This is a genomic window from Nocardia niigatensis NBRC 100131 (genome assembly GCF_000308655.1).
Taxonomy (GTDB): domain Bacteria; phylum Actinomycetota; class Actinomycetes; order Mycobacteriales; family Mycobacteriaceae; genus Nocardia; species Nocardia niigatensis.
The window spans coordinates 105,719-127,800 of the sequence record NZ_BAGC01000111.1 but is presented as its reverse complement, the minus strand read 5'-3'; the positions used below and the strand labels follow the sequence as shown (position 1 = coordinate 127,800).

The 22,082-nt window shown below is 68.8% G+C and carries 24 protein-coding genes; 7 read left to right on the top strand and 17 right to left on the bottom strand.

Going from position 1 to position 22,082, the window contains the following annotated elements; translation table 11 throughout:
- A complete protein-coding gene (locus tag ON33_RS42640) occupies nt 1–369 on the bottom strand; it encodes a hypothetical protein (RefSeq protein WP_040863366.1) in 369 nt (122 codons plus the stop codon).
- Between the two features lie 200 nt (nt 370–569).
- Here ON33_RS42640 and ON33_RS34605 point away from each other — a divergent pair, with 200 nt between their 5' ends.
- Nucleotides 570–989, top strand: a complete 420-nt coding sequence (locus ON33_RS34605) for an SRPBCC family protein (protein ID WP_040863365.1) — start codon at nt 570–572, stop codon at nt 987–989.
- Here the strand turns inward: ON33_RS34605 and ON33_RS34600 are convergent.
- The 3 genes from ON33_RS34600 to ON33_RS34590 form a co-directional block, all read right to left on the bottom strand.
- A complete protein-coding gene (locus tag ON33_RS34600) occupies nt 986–1,522 on the bottom strand; it encodes an NUDIX domain-containing protein (protein ID WP_040863364.1) in 537 nt (178 codons plus the stop codon). The genes ON33_RS34605 and ON33_RS34600 overlap by 4 nt on opposite strands.
- 29 nt (nt 1,523–1,551) lie before the next feature.
- Nucleotides 1,552–2,106 carry a riboflavin biosynthesis intermediates N-glycosidase gene (ybiA, locus tag ON33_RS34595; RefSeq protein WP_040863363.1) on the bottom strand — a complete coding sequence of 185 codons (555 nt, stop codon included), beginning with the start codon at nt 2,104–2,106 and terminating at the stop codon, nt 1,552–1,554.
- A 119-nt stretch (nt 2,107–2,225) separates the two neighbouring features.
- Complete coding sequence (locus ON33_RS34590) at nt 2,226–3,422, bottom strand: DUF1444 domain-containing protein (protein WP_040863362.1); 1,197 nt, start codon at nt 3,420–3,422, stop codon at nt 2,226–2,228.
- A gap of 167 nt (nt 3,423–3,589) precedes the next feature.
- On the opposite strand from ON33_RS34590, the gene ON33_RS34585 reads away from it, so the two are divergent.
- Both ON33_RS34585 and ON33_RS34580 read left to right on the top strand, forming a co-directional pair.
- Nucleotides 3,590–4,849: an FAD-binding oxidoreductase gene (locus ON33_RS34585; protein ID WP_040863361.1), complete on the top strand. Its 1,260-nt coding sequence runs from the start codon at nt 3,590–3,592 to the stop codon at nt 4,847–4,849.
- A 122-nt stretch (nt 4,850–4,971) separates the two neighbouring features.
- A complete protein-coding gene (locus ON33_RS34580) occupies nt 4,972–5,790 on the top strand; it encodes an SDR family NAD(P)-dependent oxidoreductase (RefSeq protein WP_157184896.1) in 819 nt (272 codons plus the stop codon).
- A 132-nt stretch (nt 5,791–5,922) separates the two neighbouring features.
- Here the strand turns inward: ON33_RS34580 and ON33_RS34575 are convergent, their stop codons facing one another.
- Both ON33_RS34575 and ctaC read right to left on the bottom strand, forming a co-directional pair.
- The gene (locus ON33_RS34575; RefSeq protein WP_040863360.1) at nt 5,923–6,339 is read right to left on the bottom strand and encodes a cytochrome c oxidase subunit 4; all 417 of its coding nucleotides are present in this window, start codon (nt 6,337–6,339) and stop codon (nt 5,923–5,925) included.
- 12 nt (nt 6,340–6,351) lie between these two features.
- Nucleotides 6,352–7,362: an aa3-type cytochrome oxidase subunit II gene (ctaC, locus tag ON33_RS34570; protein WP_051153338.1), complete on the bottom strand. Its 1,011-nt coding sequence runs from the start codon at nt 7,360–7,362 to the stop codon at nt 6,352–6,354.
- Between the two features lie 566 nt (nt 7,363–7,928).
- Here ctaC and asnB point away from each other — a divergent pair.
- Complete coding sequence (gene asnB / locus ON33_RS34565) at nt 7,929–9,896, top strand: asparagine synthase (glutamine-hydrolyzing) (protein ID WP_040863359.1); 1,968 nt, start codon at nt 7,929–7,931, stop codon at nt 9,894–9,896.
- 59 nt (nt 9,897–9,955) lie between these two features.
- Here the strand turns inward: asnB and ON33_RS34560 are convergent, their stop codons facing one another.
- Nucleotides 9,956–11,575: an amidohydrolase gene (locus ON33_RS34560; protein ID WP_040863358.1), complete on the bottom strand. Its 1,620-nt coding sequence runs from the start codon at nt 11,573–11,575 to the stop codon at nt 9,956–9,958.
- Between the two features lie 129 nt (nt 11,576–11,704).
- Here ON33_RS34560 and ON33_RS34555 point away from each other — a divergent pair, with 129 nt between their 5' ends.
- Entirely contained in the window at nt 11,705–13,132 is a 1,428-nt protein-coding gene (locus tag ON33_RS34555) for a DUF1254 domain-containing protein (protein ID WP_245551065.1), read from the top strand.
- Nucleotides 13,133–13,139: 7 nt separating this feature from the next.
- Here ON33_RS34555 and ON33_RS34550 read toward each other — a convergent pair whose 3' ends face one another.
- The 9 genes from ON33_RS34550 to ON33_RS34510 form a co-directional block, all read right to left on the bottom strand.
- Entirely contained in the window at nt 13,140–13,337 is a 198-nt protein-coding gene (locus ON33_RS34550) for a hypothetical protein (RefSeq protein WP_040863357.1), read from the bottom strand.
- The gene (locus ON33_RS34545) at nt 13,331–13,660 is read right to left on the bottom strand and encodes a hypothetical protein (protein ID WP_040863356.1); all 330 of its coding nucleotides are present in this window, start codon (nt 13,658–13,660) and stop codon (nt 13,331–13,333) included. Before ON33_RS34545 ends, ON33_RS34550 begins: the two co-directional genes overlap by 7 nt.
- A gap of 161 nt (nt 13,661–13,821) precedes the next feature.
- Nucleotides 13,822–15,171, bottom strand: a complete 1,350-nt coding sequence (locus ON33_RS34540; protein ID WP_051153337.1) for a hypothetical protein — start codon at nt 15,169–15,171, stop codon at nt 13,822–13,824.
- Nucleotides 15,168–15,677, bottom strand: coding sequence for an RNA polymerase sigma factor (locus tag ON33_RS34535; RefSeq protein WP_083869522.1), 510 nt, complete (start codon nt 15,675–15,677; stop codon nt 15,168–15,170). Before ON33_RS34535 ends, ON33_RS34540 begins: the two co-directional genes overlap by 4 nt.
- Nucleotides 15,678–15,722: 45 nt before the next feature.
- The gene (locus tag ON33_RS34530) at nt 15,723–16,097 is read right to left on the bottom strand and encodes a hypothetical protein (protein ID WP_040863354.1); all 375 of its coding nucleotides are present in this window, start codon (nt 16,095–16,097) and stop codon (nt 15,723–15,725) included.
- 434 nt (nt 16,098–16,531) lie between these two features.
- Complete coding sequence (locus ON33_RS34525; protein WP_040863353.1) at nt 16,532–17,278, bottom strand: adenosylcobinamide-GDP ribazoletransferase; 747 nt, start codon at nt 17,276–17,278, stop codon at nt 16,532–16,534.
- An 87-nt stretch (nt 17,279–17,365) separates the two neighbouring features.
- Nucleotides 17,366–19,408 carry a nicotinate-nucleotide--dimethylbenzimidazole phosphoribosyltransferase gene (cobT, locus tag ON33_RS40320; protein WP_083869521.1) on the bottom strand — a complete coding sequence of 681 codons (2,043 nt, stop codon included), beginning with the start codon at nt 19,406–19,408 and terminating at the stop codon, nt 17,366–17,368.
- A gap of 96 nt (nt 19,409–19,504) precedes the next feature.
- On the bottom strand, nt 19,505–19,777 hold the full coding sequence (locus ON33_RS34515) for an LppU/SCO3897 family protein (protein WP_157184895.1): 273 nt from the start codon (nt 19,775–19,777) through the stop codon (nt 19,505–19,507).
- 29 nt (nt 19,778–19,806) lie between these two features.
- Nucleotides 19,807–20,772 carry a helix-turn-helix domain-containing protein gene (locus tag ON33_RS34510; RefSeq protein WP_040863351.1) on the bottom strand — a complete coding sequence of 322 codons (966 nt, stop codon included), beginning with the start codon at nt 20,770–20,772 and terminating at the stop codon, nt 19,807–19,809.
- 86 nt (nt 20,773–20,858) lie between these two features.
- Here ON33_RS34510 and ON33_RS44180 point away from each other — a divergent pair, with 86 nt between their 5' ends.
- Together ON33_RS44180 and ON33_RS34505 are read left to right on the top strand one after the other, a co-directional pair.
- The gene (locus ON33_RS44180; RefSeq protein WP_281033265.1) at nt 20,859–20,981 is read left to right on the top strand and encodes a hypothetical protein; all 123 of its coding nucleotides are present in this window, start codon (nt 20,859–20,861) and stop codon (nt 20,979–20,981) included.
- The gene (locus ON33_RS34505) at nt 20,978–21,202 is read left to right on the top strand and encodes a hypothetical protein (protein WP_040863350.1); all 225 of its coding nucleotides are present in this window, start codon (nt 20,978–20,980) and stop codon (nt 21,200–21,202) included. Before ON33_RS44180 ends, ON33_RS34505 begins: the two co-directional genes overlap by 4 nt.
- A gap of 50 nt (nt 21,203–21,252) precedes the next feature.
- On the opposite strand, the gene ON33_RS34500 is transcribed toward ON33_RS34505, so the two are convergent.
- The gene (locus tag ON33_RS34500) at nt 21,253–21,924 is read right to left on the bottom strand and encodes a DUF3043 domain-containing protein (protein WP_169336875.1); all 672 of its coding nucleotides are present in this window, start codon (nt 21,922–21,924) and stop codon (nt 21,253–21,255) included.
- Nucleotides 21,925–22,082 lie beyond the last annotated feature (158 nt).

Genomic DNA, 22,082 nt, shown 5'->3' with positions numbered 1-22,082 from the left:
CTACCAGCCGCCGTTCGGACCTCCGCGGTGCCACATGTCGCCGCCGTCGCGCTGACACCGGGGCTGCCACCACTCGTGCAGCTGGGCGCAGTGGTGGACGAACCACCAGTCACCCTGATCACGCCGTCCGTTCTGATCACCGAATCCGCCCTGGCCGCCGCCGAATCCGCCTTGGCCGCCACCACCGTCCCGGCCGCCGCCGGATGCGTCCTGACCGCCGTTACCGTCCTGATCCTGATCGCCGCCGTCGTGGTGGTGGGCGGCGATGACGCCCGTCGAAGGCACCGCCGCGGCGGTGGCCAGGCCGGTCGTCAGGGGAGCCGTGAGCAGGGCTACCGTCAGCAGTGCCGGCCGGAGTCTTCCGCGCATGATCGATCACTCTTCGTATCGTTGTGTGCACCAATACGATCCATGATCAATCCCCCCGGCCCTTCGATCCGCGGACCGCGACGTCATTAAACGCCATTCCCGGCACGGGGCAAGGGCCAATGCGGTTCACTTCACCGGATCTTCAGGTGTTCACTGTGATAAACCGTCTATCCGACTGAACTTCGATCGAGGACGAGATCATGTGGGAGTACGAACACAGCGCCGAGACCACCGTGCCGCGGGAGGCGCTGTGGCGCAGCTGGTCCGACCCGAATCGCTGGCCCGAATGGAATCCGGGCATCGAAACCTTCGAGCTGGACGGGTCTTTCGCGCCCGGCACCACCTTCCGCATGACCTCGCCGGACGGTGACACCGTGGAGCTGCGCTTCGTGGAGATCGTCGACGGCGAACTCTGGAGCGACGTGTTCCTCGGCGACGGGTTCGAGGTGCTGACCCAGCACCGCCTCGACCCGCTGCCGTCCGGCGCCACTCGCGTGGTCTACCGCACCGAGATCACCGGCCCCGCCGCCGGCACCCTCGGCCCCGAGATCGGCCCGCAGATCACCGCCGACTTCCCCGAGGTCGTCGCGGGCCTGATCAAGCACGCCGGCCAGGGTTAGCCGAGACCGCCGCGCTTTTCGTGCAGCGACAGCAGCGAGTACGCGGCCACGCTCTGTGAGTCCACGATCGTGCCCGCCAGGATCATGGACTCCACCTCATCCCGCGTGAACCAGGCGGATTCCATGTCCATCTCGGAGGGTTCCCGCTCGTGCGGCCCCTCCGTCAGGTCGGTCGCCAGCACCACGGTTCCGTAGTGCGTGCTGGTGCCCGGCGCGGGCGCCACCTTCCCCAGCACCGTCAAGCGGCCGGCCCGCAGCCCGGTCTCCTCCCGCAACTCCTGCCGGGCCACCGCGATCGGATCGGCCTCCCCCGCCACCGTCCCGCCGGGGAACTCCCAGGACCGGCGCCGCAACGGATACCGATACTGCTCGACCAGGTGGAATCGCTCCCCGTCCCACGGGATCACGATGGCGAAGTCCGCCTTGTGGAGGTAGGCGTACACCGACTCCTCCCCATCGGCCTGCCGAACCACGTCCTCCCGCAGCGTGATCCACCGATTCGCATACACCTCACGACTCCGCAGCGTGTCCATCCCCCGATCCTCCCCCATCGCGGGGCGAGTCAGGACTGGCGGGCGGGTGCCAGGGCGTCGCGGGCGTCCATGAGGGCGAAGCCGAGCAGGTTCTCGCCGCGCCAGCGGGCCGGATCGGCGGCGGACGGGTTCTCGGCGCCGAGGCCGATGCCCCAGATGGTGTCGCGCGGCGCGGCTTCCACGAGGACCTTGTCGCGGGTGGCGAGCAGGAAGTCGCGCAGCTGGTCGTGCTGGCCGAATTTGGCGATGCTGCCGCGGAGCACGATGTCGAAGCGGTGGGCTTCCCAGGTGTCCTGATCGAAGCCGGAGATGGCGCGGCCCATGCGCTTGGCGTCGGCGGGCGTGTCGCTCACCAGGATGCGGGTGCGCATGTCCTCGTCGCCGAACAGACGGGCCTTCTCGGCCATCATGAAATGTTCTGCGCTGCGGTAGTTCTGGCCGTCGACACTGAATTCGACCGGCCACCACTGACTCAGCACCCACTTGCCCACCTCGTGGCCGGGAGTGCGGGTGTGCCCCCAGAAGAAGAGGAACTCCGGTCTCGCCCCGTCCGCCATGTCCGCTGTCAGCTGCGCCCTGTCCACGCCGCGACCCTAGCCGAACCGGGTGACACAGTCGTGACGATAGCCAGCCACACCGGAGACGCGCCGCAGCATCCGCTCGGCCGCGACGCCCCCCTCGGCAGTCGGTCGCGAGGCCGGGGTCAGCTCGCGAGCGCCCGCAGCCGGGTCATGATCTCGGCGGGCGGATGGTCGTGCACGCGATAACGCGGCGGGTCGTACTCGGCGGCGAGTTCCAGTGACGCGAGCCCGCACACGACGTCCCACGCCACGCGGAAGACATCGCCCTCGCCGGTGACGAAGCAGATGAAATCGGCGGCGGGCAGCAGGTTCGTGACGCCATCGGTCCAGGAGGTCATGGTGTATTCGCTGCCGTCGGGCGCGCGCACGTGCAGCAGCTCCATGATCGCGCCCTCGCGCTCCTCCCCGGCACGTAGCTTCTCGGTCTGCGCGTGATAGGCCCCGACCGCCAGCTGCGCCTGCGCGCGGCGGATGGCCGCGTGGGCCGGGTGATCGGCGGGCACCTCGTAGGGGACGACCTCACCGTTGTCGTCGAGGGTGTAGGGCACCGCCGAGAGCGGGCGCACCGCCGCCTCGAGCCGTTCCGCCGCCAGCTCCAGCAGTTGCGGCAGGGTCTCGGTCGTCGCGCCCAGCACGACCAGCATCCCCAGATGCCCGGGCAGGAAAAGCAGTGGGCGCGTATCGGTTCGGGCCCGCACGCCTGCCAGCCACCCGGCCACCAGCGGCAGCGAACCGACATAGCTCTCGCCGTCGTCGTCGGCGAAGTCCAGCACCCGCACCCCCTGCGGCGGATCGAAGGCCGCCATCGTGTTCATGGCCAGCTCGGTGAGATTGGCGTGCGCGACGCCGTAGACCTGGTCGGCGTCCACGCCCCAGCGCGAAAGATCCTGTTTCGTCACGAATTGCACGGTGCTGGGCAGATCGATCACCACCAGCTCGGACAGGTACGGCAGCGCCGGCCGGGTGAGCACCAGATCCCGCCCGTCCAGCCCCGCGACCGTCACCGCGCCGTAGCCGGCCCGCCGCAGCACCGGGCGTAGCTTGGGCGCCACCTGTTCCCAGCCCTCCGGGGCCTCGGGCGGCAGCAGCAGATTGTCGACGGCCTCGAACAGGCCCGCGGTGATCTTCCCGTCGAACCGGCGGTACAGCGTGCCCAGGTTCAGTTTGGCGACGTAGCCGTTCTTCAATCGGTACCCGATCTCGTAGGCCTCGGTATCGAAGTGCGCGGTCTCCACGGCCTCGTAGCCGCGCACCTGTTCCAAGACCTTCCTGCCGAACCGATTTCGCGGCGAACCGAACACCCCGCCCAGGAAACTCATGGCCCGGACTCTACGCGCGAGGGCCGACAAACGCTCCCCGCAAACCCGCAGGGAACCTGTGTGCCACAACCCAAAACGCGCAGTTCACGGCGTGTCCGCGCAGTGCTCACTAGGACGCCCGTCCAAGGACGAGCACAATGAGCGTGACTGTGGTTAGCTGTAGCGCCATGAGCACGCCCGTCTCCACCCACCCCGACGAATTTCTGCCCCGCGACACCGCGGATGTGGTTCGGACCGTTCGGGATTCACGTCAATCGACGAAACCGCTGATCATCCGGGGTGGGGAACGGCCGGAGGACGAGCTCGCGCTGCCCGATCAGGGCAGTGTGCTGAGCATGCGGAAGATGAACCGGGTCCAGGTGGTGGACGCCGACGCCAGGACGGTACGGGTGCAGGCGGGGGCGCGGCTGTACGACATCGACCGGACTCTCGGCGCGCACGGGCTCGGGCTGCCCGTGGTCGGCGACCATCGGGACATCACGGCGGGCGGATTCGCGGCGGTGGGCGGGCTGTCGGCGGCGTCGCATCGCTTCGGCATGTTCAGCGACAATGTGGCCGAGCTCGAATACGTCGATCAGGACGGGCGTTTCGGCACCTGCGGGCGCACCCATCACGCGGAGCGCTTCCGCCGGATCCTGGGTGGCGGCGGGCGCACCGGGATCATCACCGCGCTGACGCTCGAGGTCACCGGTGTGGACAAGGACCGCACCTGGCTCACCACCGACGCGCACCGGTTCCTGGACTTCGACACCTGGGTGGAGCACTCCTACCGGGAGATCCAGTCGCCGGGTGACGCCATGCTGCAGGTGGGCCGCTGGGTGGACACCGCGCCCCTGAAGGTTGCCCGACCGGTCGGCACCGGCACCGTGCAGCTGGGCACCGTGCGCTTCGGCCAGTGGTCGAGCCTGCACCCCACCACCCCCAACCTCTCGCTGCGTGCCCGCCGCGAGGTCGGCGCCCGCGCCCGAAAGTCGCTGGGCGCCATCGCCGCGTCCGCGGGCGGCCGCGCCGGTATGCCGGTCCGCAATGCCGCCGCCGGCGCGCTCATGTTCGCTCCGAAGGTGCTGACCCTGCGCGATGCGGAGTACCTGGCCGACACCGTCATCAGCTCCTCCGAACGCGGACCGGCTTACCGGGTCTCGGTTTTCGCGCCCCTGTCCTCCTACGCCCGGGTCTTCCACGGCCTGCACGACCTGTTCGCCGGGCACCGCGAGCGCACCGGCTGCTTCACCGTCATCTCGGCCATGACCTATGGCGTGCGGTCGCGTTACCTGCGCGAACTCGACAACGAGGACCACGGCTTCATCACGTTCACCTGCCGGTTGCGGCCGGCGGCGCTGCCCTCGGAACTGTTGCGGGACATCGTTTCCGCTATCGACGAGATCTGTGTCGCCGAACGCGCCCGGCGTTATGACCCGACCGAATAGAATGTGTTCCGCCACACTGCCGGTTATCGGTTAGCAGCCGGGCAGGGCGGCGGTATCGGCACTGTCGGCGGGGTGTCGGTGCATGGTTCATGCTCAATCCTCAGATGAAGGTTGCCTGTCCCATGATCGAATTCCGTGCTGCCCGCCGTCCCCGCACCGCCGGATCCACTACGGGGAAACGCCCCTTCGAAGGCAAACGCATCATCGTCACCGACGCCTGCTCCGATGTCGGCCGAGAGACCGCGCGACTACTGGGTTTTCACGGCGCGGAGGTAATCCTGGTGGCGCGCAACGGTTCCCAGCTGGTCGACGAGTGCGCCACCATCATCCAGGGCGGGGGCCGCGCCCACTGGTTCCGCTGCGACATCGCCGCGCTCGGCGATGTGGATCAGCTGGTCGAGTGGCTGCTCACCGAATTCGACACCGTCGACGTCCTGGTCAACAACACCGGCCGTCCCGCCCGGCGGCCGGTGTTGCAATCCCTGGACCGTTTCCGCGACTACCAGCGCATGATGGCCGCCTACTACTTCGGCCCGCTGCGCCTGACCCTGGGCCTGCTGCCCGCCATGCTGGCAGGCGGCTCCGGCCATGTGGTGAATGTCGGCCCCTGGAGCGCCGAGACCGGCGCCGCCCCCAATTTCGCGTCCTACGCCAGCGCCCAGGCCGCCTGGACCACCTTCTGCCAGTGCGCCGATGCCGAGCTGTCGCCGCGCGGCATCCACATCACCACCGTTCAATATCCGGCCTTCAAGCTCGATTCCGCCTCCCCCGTCCACCTCCCCGAGCACTCCGCCCTCGACCCCGCCGAGGCCGCCCGCTGGATCGACTCGGCCATCCGCACCAGGCCGCACCAGCTCCAGCCCCGCTTTCCCAGAGCGCTGCTCGGCCTGGCCGCCATGTCGCCGCGGACCACGCGTCTCAAGCACGCCCTGGGTATCTGAGCTACGCCGAGGAAGTTCTGCGCGGACCGCCCGCCATTCGAGACATCCTCCCGCACGGTCACATTCCCGGCCCAGGCCCGAACAGCAAAGCGCCCCACCCGGATTCCGGGTGGGGCGCTCGGTTGCCTTGCGTCAGTGCTTTTCCGGGCCGAGGTGGTACTCGAACACCAGGCCGCCGGCGGCGACCAGGACGCAGATCACGCCGATGGCGATCAGCCAGAACTGGAAGAACGCCAAGCCGAGGGCGGCGACGGAGCCCGCGCCGGCCAGCAGGATGGGCCAGAACGAGCCGGGCGAGAAGAAGCCCAGGTCACCGGCGCCGTCAACGATCTCCGCCTCTTCGTAGTCCTCGGGACGCAGGTCCAGACGACGGGCGACGAAGCGGAAGTAGGTGGCCACGATCAGGGCCAGGCCGCCGGTCAGCACGATGGCGGTGGTGCCCGCCCACTCGACGCCGGTGCGGGATTGGCCCGTGAAGTAGCCGTAGATGACGGCCACGATCACAAAGAAGACCGTGAGCAGTTCGAAGATGCGAGCTTCGACCTTCATGTCAGTTCATCCTCACTTGGCGTCGGCGAGTTCGTTACCGCGCGCCTTGCGGTCGGTGTTGAACGGCTTGGTGGAGGTCGCCACCGGCGACTGTCCGATGCTGGCCAGCGCCTCGGCGTTGGTCTTGTGGTCCTTGGCGCGGGCGTCCATGTACTTCTGGAAGTCCGCCGGGGAGACGACCCGGATCTCGAAGTTCATCATCGAGTGGAAGGTGCCGCACATCTCGGCGCAACGGCCGACGAACGCGCCTTCCTTCTCGATCTTGGTGACCTGGAAGACGTTGTCCGAGTTGTTCTGCTTCGGGTTCGGAATCACGTCCCGCTTGAACAGGAACTCCGGCACCCAGAACGAGTGGATGACGTCCGCGGCGGCCAGCTGGAACTCGATGTTCTTGCCGGACGGCAGGACCAGCACCGGAACCTCGTTGGAGGTGCCGACGGTCTCGACCTTGTCGTAGTGCAGGTAGGAGATGTCGTTCGCGGGCAGGCCGTTGTTCGGGCCCGGCTGCGGGTGGCCATCCTTGGTCGCTTCCTTGTAGCGATCCTTGATGCCCTCGTTCATGTCCTGACGCTCGGTGTCGACACCGTCGTAGGTGAACCGGGCCGGCTGGCCGTCGATCGCCATGTCGACCTTCTGGTAGCCGAACTTCCAGTTCCACTGGAAGGCGGTCACGTCGACCACGACGTCCGGGTTGCCGACCTTATCGATGACATAGTTCTGCACCACCACGGTGAAGTAGAACAGCACGGCGATGATCACGAACGGGATCGCCGTGTAGCTCAGCTCCAGCGGCACGTTGTAACCGGTCTGCCGCGGGAACTCCGGGGAGTTCGGCTTCTTGCGGTGGAACGCGATGGTCCAGAAGGTCAGGCCCCAGACCAGCACACCCATCGCCAGCGCGGCGAGCACGGACCAGGTCCACAGCTCGCGCATCCTGGTGGCCTGCGGCGTGATGCCCGAGGGCCAGCCGAATCGAAGCCAAACGTTGTCGATCGAGCAGCCGGAGACGAGCATCGCGGTCATCCCCAAGGACACCGCCAGCCCGGCCCGCCGAAGGATGCGGCCCCGCCGACCCTGGGCGGGTCGTGCCCCTATCGCCTCGCTCGCCTTGTGCGCCACGCTCAACGCCTTCCTGGTCGTCATTCCGACACCGCGTCGCCCGGACTCCCTTCCGCCGGGCAACACATTTTTCAGCACAGTTCGGGGCTCTGGGAAGGATACGCGGGAACACGCAACCGACCCTGAGAGTTTCCCAAGTACTACGCAGCGTAGACCAAAGAACCGCCCCCGTTGTGGCGGGGTCCTCTTCGACACGCTCTGTCCAACTTGTCTCCGCTTCGCTCCGGCTGTCCGCAGCCCTGTCACCTCGGTCTTCCCTCCTCCGCTCCTCCGCTTCGTCCCCCGCTACAAGGCGGAGGTCCATCGAGCCGCGGTCCAGACCGAGGCGGGCTGCGAACCTTTCCGTGTTGGATGCAGGGGCTGAGCGTGATCGGTCGCAGTACGGCATACTCGGGCAGTAGATTTCGCGTCCAGCGTGCTCATGCGGGTACGCCCCAATCCTTAGACCCCGGAAAGAGGTTCTCGGCGCAGTGTGTGGTCTGCTCGGATTTCTGACAGCTGCAACGGCTACTACTCCGGATGGGCGGACGGTCGAAGCCACCGCGGCACAGGTGTACGAGGCGATGCACTGCCAGCGCCATCGCGGCCCGGACGAGCGGGGCACCTGGAATGACGAGCGGATGATCTTCGGCTTCAACCGCCTGTCGATCATCGACATCGAGCATTCGCACCAGCCGCTGCGCTGGGGTCCGCCGGAGAACCCCGAGCGGTACGCCATGACCTTCAACGGCGAGATCTACAACTATCTGGAGCTGCGCGCCGAGCTGAGGGAGGCGCACGAGGCGGAGTTCGGCGATGAGCCGATGTTCCGCACCGAGGGCGACGGCGAGGCCATCATGGCCGCCTTCCACTACTGGGGCGCCAAGGCCCCGAGCCGGCTGCGCGGCATGTTCGCCTTCGCGATCTGGGACACCCAGCTGGACAAGCTGTTCCTGGCGCGCGACCCGTTCGGCATCAAGCCGCTGTTCATCGCCACCGGCGATGGCGGCACCGCCTTCTCCAGCGAGAAGAAGAGCCTGCTGGGTCTGCTTCCGGCACTGGAGCTTTCCGACGACCTGGACCCGCGCGCGCTCGAGCACTACACGGTGCTGCAGTACGTGCCCGAGGCCGAGACCCTGCACAAGGACATCCGCCGCCTCGAATCCGGTTGCTACGCCTGGGTCGAGCCGGGCGAGGCCCCGCGCGTGACCCGCTACTTCAACCCGCAGTTCCGGGTGCAGAAGTTCGCGGCCGGTTCGGAGGCCAAGCGCTACCGGGAGATCGCCGAGGCGCTCGAGGACTCCGTCGCCAAGCACATGCGCGCGGACGTGACCGTCGGCGCGTTCCTGTCCGGCGGCATCGACTCCACCGCCATCGCGGCCCTGGCCATCCGGCACAACCCGAACCTGCTGACCTTCACCTCGGCGTTCGAGCGGCAGGGCTATTCGGAGGCCGATGTGGCCGCCGAGACCGCCGAGGCCATCGGCGCCAAGCATTTCATCCGCATGGTCTCCCCCGAGGAGTACGCGGCCGCCATTCCCGAAATCGTCTGGTACCTGGACGAACCCGTGGCCGACCCGGCGCTGGTGCCGCTGTACTTCGTGGCCCAGGAGGCCCGCAAGCACGTCAAGGTGGTGCTGTCGGGCGAGGGCTCCGACGAGCTGTTCGGCGGCTACACCATCTACCGGGAGCCGCTGTCGCTCAAGCCCTTCGACTACCTGCCCAAGCCGCTGCGCAAGCTGGCCGGCAAGCTGTCGGACCGGATTCCGGAGGGCACCCGCGGCAAGAGCCTGCTGCACCGCGGCTCGCTCACCCTGGAGGAGCGCTACTACGGCAATGCCCGCAGCTTCAACGACGCCCAATTGCGTTCGGTGCTGCGGGAATTCCGGCCCGAGTGGACCCACCAGGATGTGACCGCCCCGATCTACGCCATGCAGGGCTATCATTGGGATCCGGTGGCGCGCATGCAGCACCTGGACCTGTTCACCTGGCTGCGCGGCGACATCCTGGTCAAAGCCGACAAGATGACCATGGCCAACTCGCTGGAGCTGCGTGTCCCCTTCCTGGACCCCGAGGTGTTCAAGGTCGCCGAGAAGATCCCCGTCGATCAGAAGATCACCAAGGAGACCACCAAATACGCGCTGCGCCAGGCGCTCACGGACATCGTGCCCCCGCACGTGCTGCACCGTGCCAAGCTCGGCTTCCCGGTCCCGCTGCGCCACTGGCTGCGCGGCCCCGAACTCTACGACTGGGCCCGCGCCCAGATCACCGAGTCGGGCACCGACCACCTGCTCGACAAGCAGGCCGTCCTGGCCATGCTGGAGGCCCACCGCACCGGCCCGGTCGACCACAGCCGCCGTCTGTGGACGCTCATCGTCTTCATGATCTGGCACGGCATCTTCGTCGAGAACCGCATCAAGCCCGAGATCCAGGAGCCGACCTACCCGGTCAACCTCTGATCCGATACGACGAGGGAGCGCCTTCCGGCAGGAGGGCGCTCCCTTCGCGTTGAGGCCGTTCAGGACTGGTAGGTCGGCGTGCCCGCCAGATACGTGGTGTGGACGCCGATGGCGGCCCAGCCATCGGCGGGGGTGGCGCGCGGATCGCGGTCGAGCACAACGAGATCGGCATACTTGCCGGGTGTGATCGATCCGGCGATGTTCTCGGCGAACAGCTGCCACGCCGGGTTGATGGTCTGGGCTTCGAGCGCCCGGTCGACCGTAATGCGTTCCTCGGGGGCCAGGACGCGGCCGCTACGGGATTTGCGGGTGACGGCGACGGCCATATTGCGGAGCGGCTCCTCCCGCGTGACGGGGCTGTCGTTGTGGAAGGAGACGCGGATGCCGGCGTCCATGGCGGACTTGACGCGGACCCAGTGGCCACCGTGGTCCGTCCCGAACAGATCGTCCTCGAGGACGTCGCCCCAGTAGTAGAGGTGGCCCACGAACAGGCTGCAGGTGACGCCGAGGCGGGCGGCGCGGCGGTACTGGGCCGCGGTCATGGCGCCGCAATGTTCCAGGCGCAGACGGTGATCCGGACGGGGATGGGCGGTGAGGGCCCTCTCGTAGGTGTCGAGGATCTTGTCGACGCCCAGGTCGCCGTGCACGTGGCAGGCGATCTGCCAGCCCTGCGGGTAGTAGGCGCCGACGATCTCGTCGAGTTGCTCCTCGGTGTAGTTGGCGTGCCCGCGGTGGTCGTGGCCGAAGCCCAGCGCCGCGGTGGCGGGGGTGTTCAGGTACGGGAAGGAGGTGTCGATATTGCCGACCCACGGGGAGCCGTCGACCCACACCTTGATGCCGATCTGCTGGAACAGGTCGTCGCCGTTGACCAGCGGGTAGTCGGTTTTCAGTGCGGTCGTGGACATTTCGTACACACGCATGCGGACCTTGGCGAGATTCTGCTCGTACAGGGCGGCGACCAGGGGCCGCATCAGGGGCGAGAATCCCATGTCGCTGCACAGCGTGACGCCGCGCGCGGCCAGGCTCGCCTGCTGCTTCGCCAGCGCCTCGGGCCCGGAGAGCGCGCCGAACAGGATGGGCCCGGCCACCGCGAGCACGCCGGGCGCCTCGTAGACCTTGCCGGTGAGATGTCCGTCGGCATCCCGATCGAGGCTGCCGCCCACCGGATTCGGAGTGGCGTCGTAGAGTCCGGCGTTCTTCATGGCGACAGTGTTGGACCAGGCCAAGTGGCCGGAGTTCTGCCAGATGATGATCGGCCGCTCGGGGCCGAGCTCGTCCAGCCACGCGAGGGTCGGATCGGGCAGCCCCGGCTGCAACAGCACGTCCCAGCCGTAGAAGATGAGCGGTCGTCCGGCGGGCGCGGCGGCCAGTTCCTGTTTGATGGTCCGCAGCACGTCCTCGGCGGTCGGACAGGTGGTGACCGGGCGGATGTCGACGACCAGGTCGGTGAACATCATCTGGTCCTGCGTCGGATGGGTGTGCGCCTCAACGAATCCCGGTAGCAGGGCGCGGCCGCCGAGGTCGATCATCTCGGTGCCGCCGTCGCGCCGATCCAGGACCTCGTCCCCGCCGACCGCGATGATCCGGCCGTCGCGCACGGCGACGTGGGTGGGATTCGGGTGATTCGGGTCGACGGTGATGATCGGTCCACCGGTGAAAATCGAGTCGGCCGAGCTCATATTCGTGCTCCTTCGTTGCCGCGGCAGTACGGTAACCAATGGTTAGCCATTATAGTTGCAGTGACTCTGCAATAGAGTGCAGGACATTCACGAATTGGTCATCACACCGTCGGGAAAGGAACTGTGGAAGTGAGGGATTTCCTGTCGTACGACGCGAACCGGGACGCCGCGCGATTCTCGCGCCGTCAGGTCTTCGCGCTCGGCGCGGCCGCCGCGGTCACACTGGGTTTGACGGCATGCGGCACGTCGAGCAACGCATCGTCCACGAGTACCACCCCGGCGTCCACCGGTCCCAAGGACATCGCGACCGACGCCTACGTGTTCGGCTTTCCGCTGGTCCTGATGGACGTCACCCGCCAAACCGGCGGCCCGGACAACGAATTCGTGCATCAGGACCCGCCGACGCCCGAGGAGAAACAGGTGGTCCGGCTCAATCTGGACACCCTCTACTCGCAGGCCTGGCTCGACCTGCGCGCCGAGCCGATGGTGGTGCAGGTGCCGGCCATCGAATCCGGCCGGTACTGGCTCATGCAGTTCATGGACGCCTGGACCAATACGGTGCACGATCCCGGCAGCGCGAACCCGCGCCTGACGGACGGGGCCGCGCACCCGCCGTACACGTACCTGGTCACCGGTCCGGGGTGGCAGGGCATGGTGCCCGACGGCATGACCCAGCTGGCCATGCCGACCAATACCACCTGGTTGCTCGGGCGCATCGAGTACAAGGGCGACAAGGATGTTCCGAACGTGCGCGCCCTGCAACAGAAGCTGAAGCTGGCTCCGCTCAGCGTCTGGAACGCCGACCCGCACGCGGTGCAGGGCGGGCCGGGTTCCCAGGCGACGGGGGGCGGCTCGCCCGCCCAGCTGGTGGCGAAGATGGACGGCCCCACGTTCTTCAACCGCATGTGCGCGCTCATGGCGCTCGATCCGCCCGCGGCCGAGGACAGCCCCGTGCTGAAGCGGTTCGCCGCCATCGGCATCAAACCGGGCGGCACGGTCTCCGCGAACACGGTGAACGTGCTGACCGCCGCGGTCACCGAGGCCCGCAAGCGCATCGCCGCCTATCGGGATCCCAAGGCCCAGAACCAGAACGGCTGGACCTTCGACCTCAATGTCGGGGCCTACGGGACCGATTACGCGCTGCGCGCGCTGGTCGCCTCGGTCGGCCTGGGCGCGAATCTGCCCCGGGACGCCGTGTATCCGACGATCAACGCGACCGCCGAGAGCGGCGACCGCTTCCGGCTGACCTTCGCCCAGGACGAGCTGCCGCCGGTCGGTGCCTTCTGGTCGCTCACCGCCTATGACGGCGAGAGCTATCTGGCGCAGAACCCGGCGGGCATCTACACGGTCGGGCACAAGGTCCCGCTCACCCCGGACTCCGACGGCAACGTCGAGATCGCCGTCCAGAACGCCGAACCCGGGGCCGGCGTCCCGGCCGGGCACTGGCTGCCGATTCCGGAGTCCGGCCCGTTCTCGCTGACCCTGCGGCTGTACGCGCCGAAAGACGAGGTGCTGAACGGGAAGTGGCAGGTTCCGAAACTGGAGAAGCTCTCCTGACTTCCGGTTAGCCGACCGCGCCGCGGTGCGCGCGAGCGAGACGGGCGCGCGCACCGGCGATGATGGTGATGATCATGACCGTCATGACCTGGAGGGCGGTCAGGGGGATCCGCTGCTCCGATGGGGCGGGGGCTGCGTACTCGACCCGGAGTGGCGGTGGCGGTGGGAGCGGCGGAATCGGCGCGGGGGCGGGTGGAATCACCACGGGGACGGGTGCGAGGATCGGCGCGGCGGCCGGGACGACGGCCGGGGGCTCGGAATCTCCAGGGGGATACCGGGTTCCGGCGGCATCGGGACGGGCAGCAGGAGCATGCAGGTCAGGAGAGCGCTGCCGGTCGCGGCGCTACCCGCCATCACGCTGCCCGCACCGGCCGATCCGGGACCTGCCAGGCCGCTGGAGCCGGGCACGAAACCGGGGCCGATCAGGCCGGATCCCATGCCGCTGCCGGCGAGGATGCCCAATCCCAGTGCGGCACTGCCGACCACGGCGCTGCCCGCGCAGGCGGTGAGCGCGCTGCCCGAGTTCACGCCGAGCAGGCCGCCGAGCGCATTGGGCCCGGCGGCCGGCGTCGCGGCGGGCCCGACCGCGAGCGGGGTCGGGTTCGGCGCGGGAATCGTGAGATCCGTTGCATCCGAATGTGTTCCGTTCGCCGGTCCAGCGAAGTTCTACGAACGAACGCCGACCATGATCATCCCTTGGGGCAGGCCAGATTCCACCAATCCGCGGTACCGGAACGATCGGGTCCGGTACCGCCGTTCACGAGCCCCTTGACAGGTTTCGGATAGCGCATATCCACGCGCGTGTAGATGCGCAAGTTGTAGCCACAGGTTTGCGGTTGACCGATGGTGACCTCGACCGGAGTGACAGTGGTCGGGCCGGCGGCACAGTTCGGCGTGCAGTCGCGCAGGCCCGCGGTGCCGGTGGCGGTGGCCTGGTTCTCGCCCCAGCCGGTCCAGTGCAGCTTGTCGAGAATGTATGCGCCAGTGGCACATCCGATGTAGATCTCGGACGGTGCCGGGGCCGACAACGGTGCGACGCAGGGAGTCAGACCCGCCGACTGGATGACGGTGCTCGGATCCGAGGGCGTGGACCGATCGACGCGCAGCAGCTGCCCGGTGGCCCGGTCGAAGGTAAAGGCGGGTTCGCCCGCCCGCGAAATGCTCACCGCCCCAGCATGTTCGGTTGCTGTCAGCCCCGGCTGCTCCGCGAGCACCCGATACAACGCCGCCTGCAGCGCCGCCGGCACCGCGGGCGCTTGCAGCAACTGCACCGCCGATCGGTACACGGACTGCTGCAGCGCGGTCGCCGTCAGCGCTCCGACAAGCGTCACCACGCCGGTCGGCAGCGCCCCGAGCTGCGCCCAGGACAGCATCTGCCCGCCGAGTTGGTACACCAGCGGCTGCGTCACGGTGCTCGTACCCGGAACCGGCCCGGTCAATGGCGGGCTCCCCGCGGCCACCCACGCCTTGCGAGAGGCCTCGTCGACGAAATGCGGTTCCCCCGTGGTGGTTTCGATAACAGCCTGGCCACCCGCACGAACCTCGGTCCGCACCGTGGAGTCGATGCTGTACCGATACCCCGGCCCTTGGTGGACCGTACTGTGCATCACCTGCTGATACGCACTTGCCTGCCCCGGAATCCGCTGAAAACCAGCCGGATTCGACGCGGTAGCCGTCGCCGCGTCCCGCAACAGTTCCGCCGCCGACGCGGTGGCGGTGTTGTCCCGGAACAGATTCGGCAACACCAGGAACGCCACCGCCACCGCGATCACCACCACAGCCGCCGCCAGCCCCAGCACCCATGACGACCGCGCACCCCGCCGCCGCGACAGCTCGTCGCCGTCCCCCTCGGACCGCGGCCCTTCGCCTGCCGCACGGGACTCAGCGGTGATCCGGGCGAAAAGCGCTGCGGCACGGTCACGATCGGCCGGAGTGTCCAGATTCGTGCCGGCGAGTGGATCGGCTCGACGCAGCCGGTCGAGGACGCTGTCATCGAGGCCGTGGTCCGAGTCGTTCCGGCCGTGGTCCCGGTCGTTCACGAGGTCTCCTTCAGCCGCTGGGCCAGGCGCTTGCGGGCGCGGTGCAGGCGTACCCGGGCGGTGGTCACCGGGCAGCCGAGGACCGCGGCGATCTCGGCGGCATCGAGGTCCTCCCAGGCGTGCAGACGCAGGATCTCCCGGTCGAGTTCGGGCAGTGAGCGCAGGGCGCGGCCGACGACGATGGCGTCCTCGGTGGCCGGATCGTGCACGGCGCGAGGCGGATCCACCGTGCCGATGCGTGCGGCCAGACCGTCACGGCGGCGCTCGCCCCGCGCGGATTCCAGCAGGACGTGCCGTGCGATGCCGTAGATCCAGGGCAGGGCGCCCACCGGAAAGTCGTCGCGCGGCACGTCGTCGAGCTTGCGCCAGACCCGCAGAAACGTCTCCGCCGCAATGTCATCGGCGACCGCGGCATCGACGCGGCGACGGGCGTACGCCACGATGCGCCGGTAGTGCGCGTCGAACACCACCGCGAAGAAGTCATGCTCCGAATCCGGAACATGCACCTGCGCCTCCTGGCTCGGGGGTCCTGGGTCTCGGGCGGCCGGCTCCTACCGCAGAGCAACACTGTGGCTATCGAACACACCATAAACCGTAGCCCGCGCGAAGTACTTGTTTCCCTGATCCGCGAGCGGCTTCGCGTCACTCAACCTGATCACCACGGGCGCCCTGGTGGAACCGCCGTCCACACAACTGGGCCGGCACGTCTTGACGGTCTCGGTCCCCACGCCGAACGCATTGCCGTGACCCCAGTACACCCAGGTGATGCCGGTGACAAGATCCCCCGCATCGGCCGGGGTCAGCTCGACCGAGTCGGGCCGCACCTCCTGACCACCCGGAACCAGAACGACCGTGTCGCCCGAGGAGGGCGTATCCGCCAACGCGGACCCAGCCCCCGCGACGACCGCCCCGGCGATCGCGACCACTGCCAAACCCGCTCGCATCCGTACCATGGTGAGCTCCTAGGAGTGAGGCGGCGCGATGGATTCGCGCCTCTACCTCCTTCTGGCCGGCAACCCGCACCGCGTTTCCCTCGAATTCGTGCATCCCGGCAACCCGTCGATCCGGGCAAGTGCCGCTGTCGCTCGCGCTCGTGCCGACGCGTGCACGCCAGGCCCGACAACTCGTGCCACCCGCCCCACCGCTGATCGAATTGACCCACTCCCCGTCGCAGGGCTGATCCAGGCCGGCTGGGCAGGGCGCCCTCGGAGGGAGATCGCCGAACGCGGCAGTGCACGATCTGCGCCGCCTCCGCACCGGTTCCGGCCCGGCTCGCCGACGCGCCCGACCATCGCCGCGTGTCCTTCGGAACCTCGACGATCTGGCCCCTGCGGTCGGCAACCGCCCCGCGAGCCTGCGGCTAGCGGGCGAAGGACAACACCGCGGCGGCGATGGTGACGCTCACTTCGAGGGCGGCACCGAGCACATCGCCATTGAGGCCGCCGAATCGCCGGACACAGTGCCGTGCCAGCAGCATCGAAGCCGCCAGCGCCACGAACACGGCCAGCGGCCCCTGCCACGGATTTCCGGTCGCGAATATCGCGGCGAGACATGCGATCCCGCCCCAGACGAATCCCAGCGCGGGATGCTGCGTCCCAGCCACCAGCGCTCCGAATCCGGCTCCCGGCGCGGCGTCGATTCCGCGCCGACCGGCCAGCACCACCGCGACTCGCCCCACGGCGACCGCGATCACCACGGCGAGCCACCGGCTGTTCGCGGCCAAGGCTCCCAGCGAAACCGCTTGAATCCCGAGCGCGAACACCAGCGCCGCCACCCCGAACGGCCCCGCCCCACCGCTCTTCATGATCTCCCGGGCCCGCTCCGGCGGCCCGTAACTCCCGAGCCCGTCCATGGTGTCGGCCAGCCCGTCGATATGCATCCCCCGCGTGATCAAAGCCAGCCCGGCCACCACCACGAACCCGGCCAGCAGCCCCGAGGCCCCCAACTCGCCCAGCCCCCACAGCGATCCGGCAGCCCCAGCCCCGAGCAATACCCCGACCAGCGGCGCCCAGCCGATCGCGCGCCCGGCAACCGCACGATCCACCTCCTCGGGCCCCCGCACCGGCAACACGGTCAACCACGAGACCGCCAGCCGGACCCCGTTCACGGGGTCACCCGGAGTCCGGCGCGCCCGGCCGGGTTGTGCGGCATCGCGTCTCGCGTTGCGTGACTCGATGCCGCGATCGGCGGGTAGCTAGGCACCGGCGGCTTCGGTGCCCGTGTCGGCGGTGCTGACTCCGGCGGAGTCGAAGGTCGCCATTTCGCCGAGGGTGGCGACGGCGGCGCGGAGCAGCGGCAGGGCCGCGACCGCACCGGAACCCTCCCCCAGGCGCATGCTCATGTCGACCAGGGGCTCGAGGTCGAGGCGCTGGAGGGCGATGGTGTGGGAGGGCTCGCTGGAGCGGTGACCGGCCACCCACCAGGCGCGGGCGCCCGGAGCCAGCTGGTCGGCGACCAGAGCGGCCGCGGTGACGACGACGCCGTCCAGGATGACCGGGGTGCGGCGGGCCGCGGCGCGGGCGAGGAAGCCCGCCATCGCGGCGAAGTCGGCGCCGGATGCGGTGCGCAGCAGGGCAACCGGATCCTTGACCACCGGGCGCGCCCGCCACATGGCGTCGCGAACGGCGGCGGTCTTGCGGATCCACCCGGCGTCGTCGACACCGGTGCCGCGGCCCACCGCGATCACCGGCTCGGTGTCGGTGATGGCCGCGATCAGCACGGTGGCGGGCGTGGTGTTGCCGATGCCCATGTCACCGGCGATGAGAAGGTCTGCGCCGGAATCGATTTCCTGGTCGGCGATGGTCGCGCCCGCCGCCAGGGCCGCCTGCACCTCGGCCTCGGTCAGCGCGTCCTCCCGATCGATGGAGCCGCTGGACCGCCGCACCTTGTGCCGCGAGATCTCCGGCGCGGTCTCCGAATCCACCGCGATGTCCTCGACCCGCACCGTCGCGTCGGCCAAGCGCGCCAGCACATTCACCGCGGCCCCACCGTGCAGGAAGTTGGCGACCATCTGCCCGGTCACCTCACTCGGATACGCCGACACCCCGTGCTGAGCCACCCCGTGATCACCCGCGAACACCACCACCCGAGCCCGCTCGAACTGCTTGGGCGGACACACCCCCTGGCACGCCGCCACCCAGTTCGCCAGCTTCTCCAACCGCCCCAACGCTCCCGCCGGCTTGGTCAACTGCAACTGCCGCTCCTCGGCAGCCCGCCGCACCGCCGTATCCGGCCCCAGCACCGGACCGAACGAAATCCGCACGGGCTTGGTGAGAACCGGGCTGTCAGAGGCCCCACCGGGCATGCTCGCGGCCCCGTCCGCGCCGACTGGCGTGGCACCTGCATCGCCGGTCGAGGAGCTCTCTTCGACCGCCGCGGCGTTGCCGTGCGCAGTGACAGCGCCGTCAGACACCGTGGCGCCCAGAGCGGCCGCGGTCATCGCCCCGGCGGCCGTCATCCCGAGTTCCGTGTTGTCAGGACCACTTCCGAGAACAGCCGCGCCTTCACCCGGCGCAGCCGCAGCGGACACGTCGCCCGTCCCGGCCGCTGAAGAGGCCGAAACCGCACTGCTTGCGGCGGCAACGGCGGCCGAAACCGGCTGCACCTCAGTGCCTTCTGCGGCGGCGTCGGTCACCTGGCCCGAAGTCGCCACTGCGGCGCCGGAATTCGCGGTCGCGAGCATGGCGGCGAGGTCCGGCTTGATTCGTACCGGCTGCCCGGCCACCACCAGGAAGACCTCGTCGCAGACCTGCGCGAGCCGCTGGTTCAGGGTGCCGATCTCGTCGCGGAAGAGCCGGCCGGAGGCGGTGGCCGGGATGACCCCGAGCCCCACCTCGGGGCTGACGATGATCAGGCGCTGCGGGTATCCGGCCACCGCGTCGACGAGCGCGTCGATATCCGGCGCGACGATTCCGCGCGGCGACTCCCAGGCGGCACGCGCGTCCAGGCGCGCGGTCAGCCAGGTGCCGAGGTCGTCGACCAGGGTGACAGGGGTGGCTTCGGCGAGTGCGGCGACGGCGTCGCCCTCCACGATCGTCCAGTTCGCGGGACGCCGAGCCCGGTGCGCCGCAATGCGTTCGGCGAAGTCGGCGTCGGCGGGGTCGGCCACCGCGGTGGCTACGTACCGCACCGCCTCCGACGCGACCAACTGTTCCGCGTAAGCCGACTTCCCGGACCGGGCGCCACCGAGCACCAGGGTCCGCAGCGGCCGATCGGTTGTCTGAGCAGTGTGCGACACGTCAGCACGGTATCAACTGCACCGGTACTCCGGCCGAGTAGGCACGACCATCACAGGGCGCCGGGCCGAGTCCCGCTGCCCGCGACCGAGTGCGGCTCAGGAGCTCTTCTCGTTGTGCACGCAATTGACCTTCAGGTCCTTGGCCGTATACGACCAATCCGTGCCCTGCGGGCAGTCCGAGCGATGGTCCACGCTCGCGACGATCCTGCCGTCGTGCGGCTTCGAACAGTCCGCCGGCTTCACCTGCGAATCGGGCGAGGTCCCCACCACACAGCCCCCCGCCGCATTCCGCGGATCCTTGCACCCGGCGACCCCACCGGCGATCAGCACCACCAACGGCACGACCGCGATCATCATTCCCCGACGCACGGTTGCGCATCGTAACCGCAAGCCCCGATTCAGGACACGCGAGCGCCGAACCGGCGACGGTATTCGACCGGCGCGATCCCCACCACCCGCTGGAAGTGATGCCGCAGCAGCGCCCCCGACCCGAACCCGCAACGGTGAGCGAGGGATTCGAGATCCAGGTCGGTATCCTCCAGCAACTGTTTGGCCAGCAGCACCCGCTGCCCGGTCAGCCATTTCACCGGCGTCGTCCCGGTCTCGGCGGCGAAGCGCCGCGCGAAGGTGCGCGTCGACATGGAACTCCGCGCGGCCAGCGCCTCGACGGTGTGCGGCAGCTCCAGATGCTCGCCCATCCAGTGCAGGGTCTCGCTGAGGCTGTCGGAACTGCAGTCCACCACCGGCCGTTCGATGAACTGCCGCTGCCCGCCGTCCCGCTGCGGCGGCACCACCATGCGCCGTGCGATGGCATTGGCGACGCTGCTGCCCAATTCGCGCCGCACCAGGTGCAGACAGGCGTCGATGCCCGCCGCGGTCCCGGCGCTGGTGATCAGATTGCCCTCGTCCACGAACAGCACATCCGGATCGACGGTGGCCGCCGGAAACTGTTCCGCCAGCAGATCGACATACCGCCAGTGCGTGGTGCACTTCCGTCCGTCGAGCAGTCCCGCCGCGCCCGCCAGAAAGGCCCCCGAACACACGGTCAGCACGGTGGCGCCGGCTTCCGCCGCGTCTCGCACGGCATCCACCACGCGCGGGTCGATGGGGTTGCCCGCGAAGATCGGCAAGGCCGGAATGGCAACCAGATCCGCGTCGCGCAGCTCCTCCAGCCCGTACTCCGGGGTCACGTGTATGCCCGGTGAGCTGGACTTCAGCGGCTTCCCGGGCTCGACGCCGCAGACCCGGTAGTCGAAGGCGGGCAGCCCGTCCGTGGTCCGGTCGAGCCCGAAAACCTCACAGACGACGCCGAATTCGAACATGGCGAGGTTGTCGTTGAGCACGACGGCGACCTTCGAGAGCATGACCCGATCCTCTCTGGCCGGATATTTGCGAACAATGTCAGAACAGCCACTGTTGGCCGAAATTTCCCTAGAGAAAACTTACTGCCATGCAAGCACTGTCCGCAATCGTCGCAGCCGGAACCGCCATGACAGCGCTCGGCACCCTGACCTTCGGCTTCATGACCGGAGACACCACCGACCCCACCGAGGAGAGCGAGGCCCGCGCATGACCGCCATCACCCCCGGCCGCTTCCACACCACCACCGGCTCCCCCGAGGCAGTGACCATGTTCCGCCGCATCGTCGCCCTGCTGGCCGCGGCCGGCCGCGCGGTCCCCTTCCACCGCGAGCACAACTGGGAATTCGCGGGTTCCACGAACGTCATCGACCGTGACCGCGACCGTGTCGCACTCGAGATCCGCGCCCTGTCGACCTACCGCGAACACAACTGACGGGCGGGTCGAAACCCGCCCGTCAGTGGACAACTACCAGCAGCGGTCGCTCAGACCGCGTCGCCCGGGCTCACCTGCGGCTTCGGCGCGCGCATGCGGCGCACCTGCGAGGCGCGCACGAAGGCGTACCAGCCCAGCGAGAAGGAGGAATCGACGCTCTCCGGGAAGCGCTCCCGCACCCGCTTGTTCACGATCCGGCCGAGGACGACGCCCTCGATGATCATGAACAGCATCATCACCAGCATGGCCAGCGTGACGATCGCCTGCAGCGCCGGCGACAGGATCATGCTGAGGATCAGCACCAGCGCCAGCGGCATGAACAGGCCGAGCAGATTGCGGCGCGCGTCCACGATGTCGCGCACGTACTTCTTGACCGGGCCCTTGTCGCGCGGGAGCAGGAACTGCTCCTCACCGGCAAGCATGCGGGAGCGGCGGTCGTTCATATCGGCCTTGCGCTCGGCCGAGGACGCCTTGCGGTCCTCCTTGGATCCGCGCAGCGCCTTGCGGCGGGCACGGGCCTCCTTGGCGGTCCTCGGCGCGGGCGCCACCGGACCGCGGCGGCGACCCTCGGCGTCCCGCCGGGACGGAGTGGGACGCCCCTTGCCCAGGGTGACGTTCTTGTCCTCCACCGCGGCGACGGCATCGGTGCTGGAGCTGTCGGGGGTGGAGGTGGACTCGCCACGGCGCAGGAACTTCACGCCGACCAGGCTATTCGATGACATGTCCGCCGGAAAATCCCGGTCTCCCGGATTGTTGTGTCGCACACTTCGCCAGCTATCTGTCAGCGACTGCACAACCTGGGCCGTCCGGGGAATACGCGCCGCGTAGGATGGGGAATAGTCGCCTGCCGACAGGTGTTGGTAGCCATCGAGACGGGCCC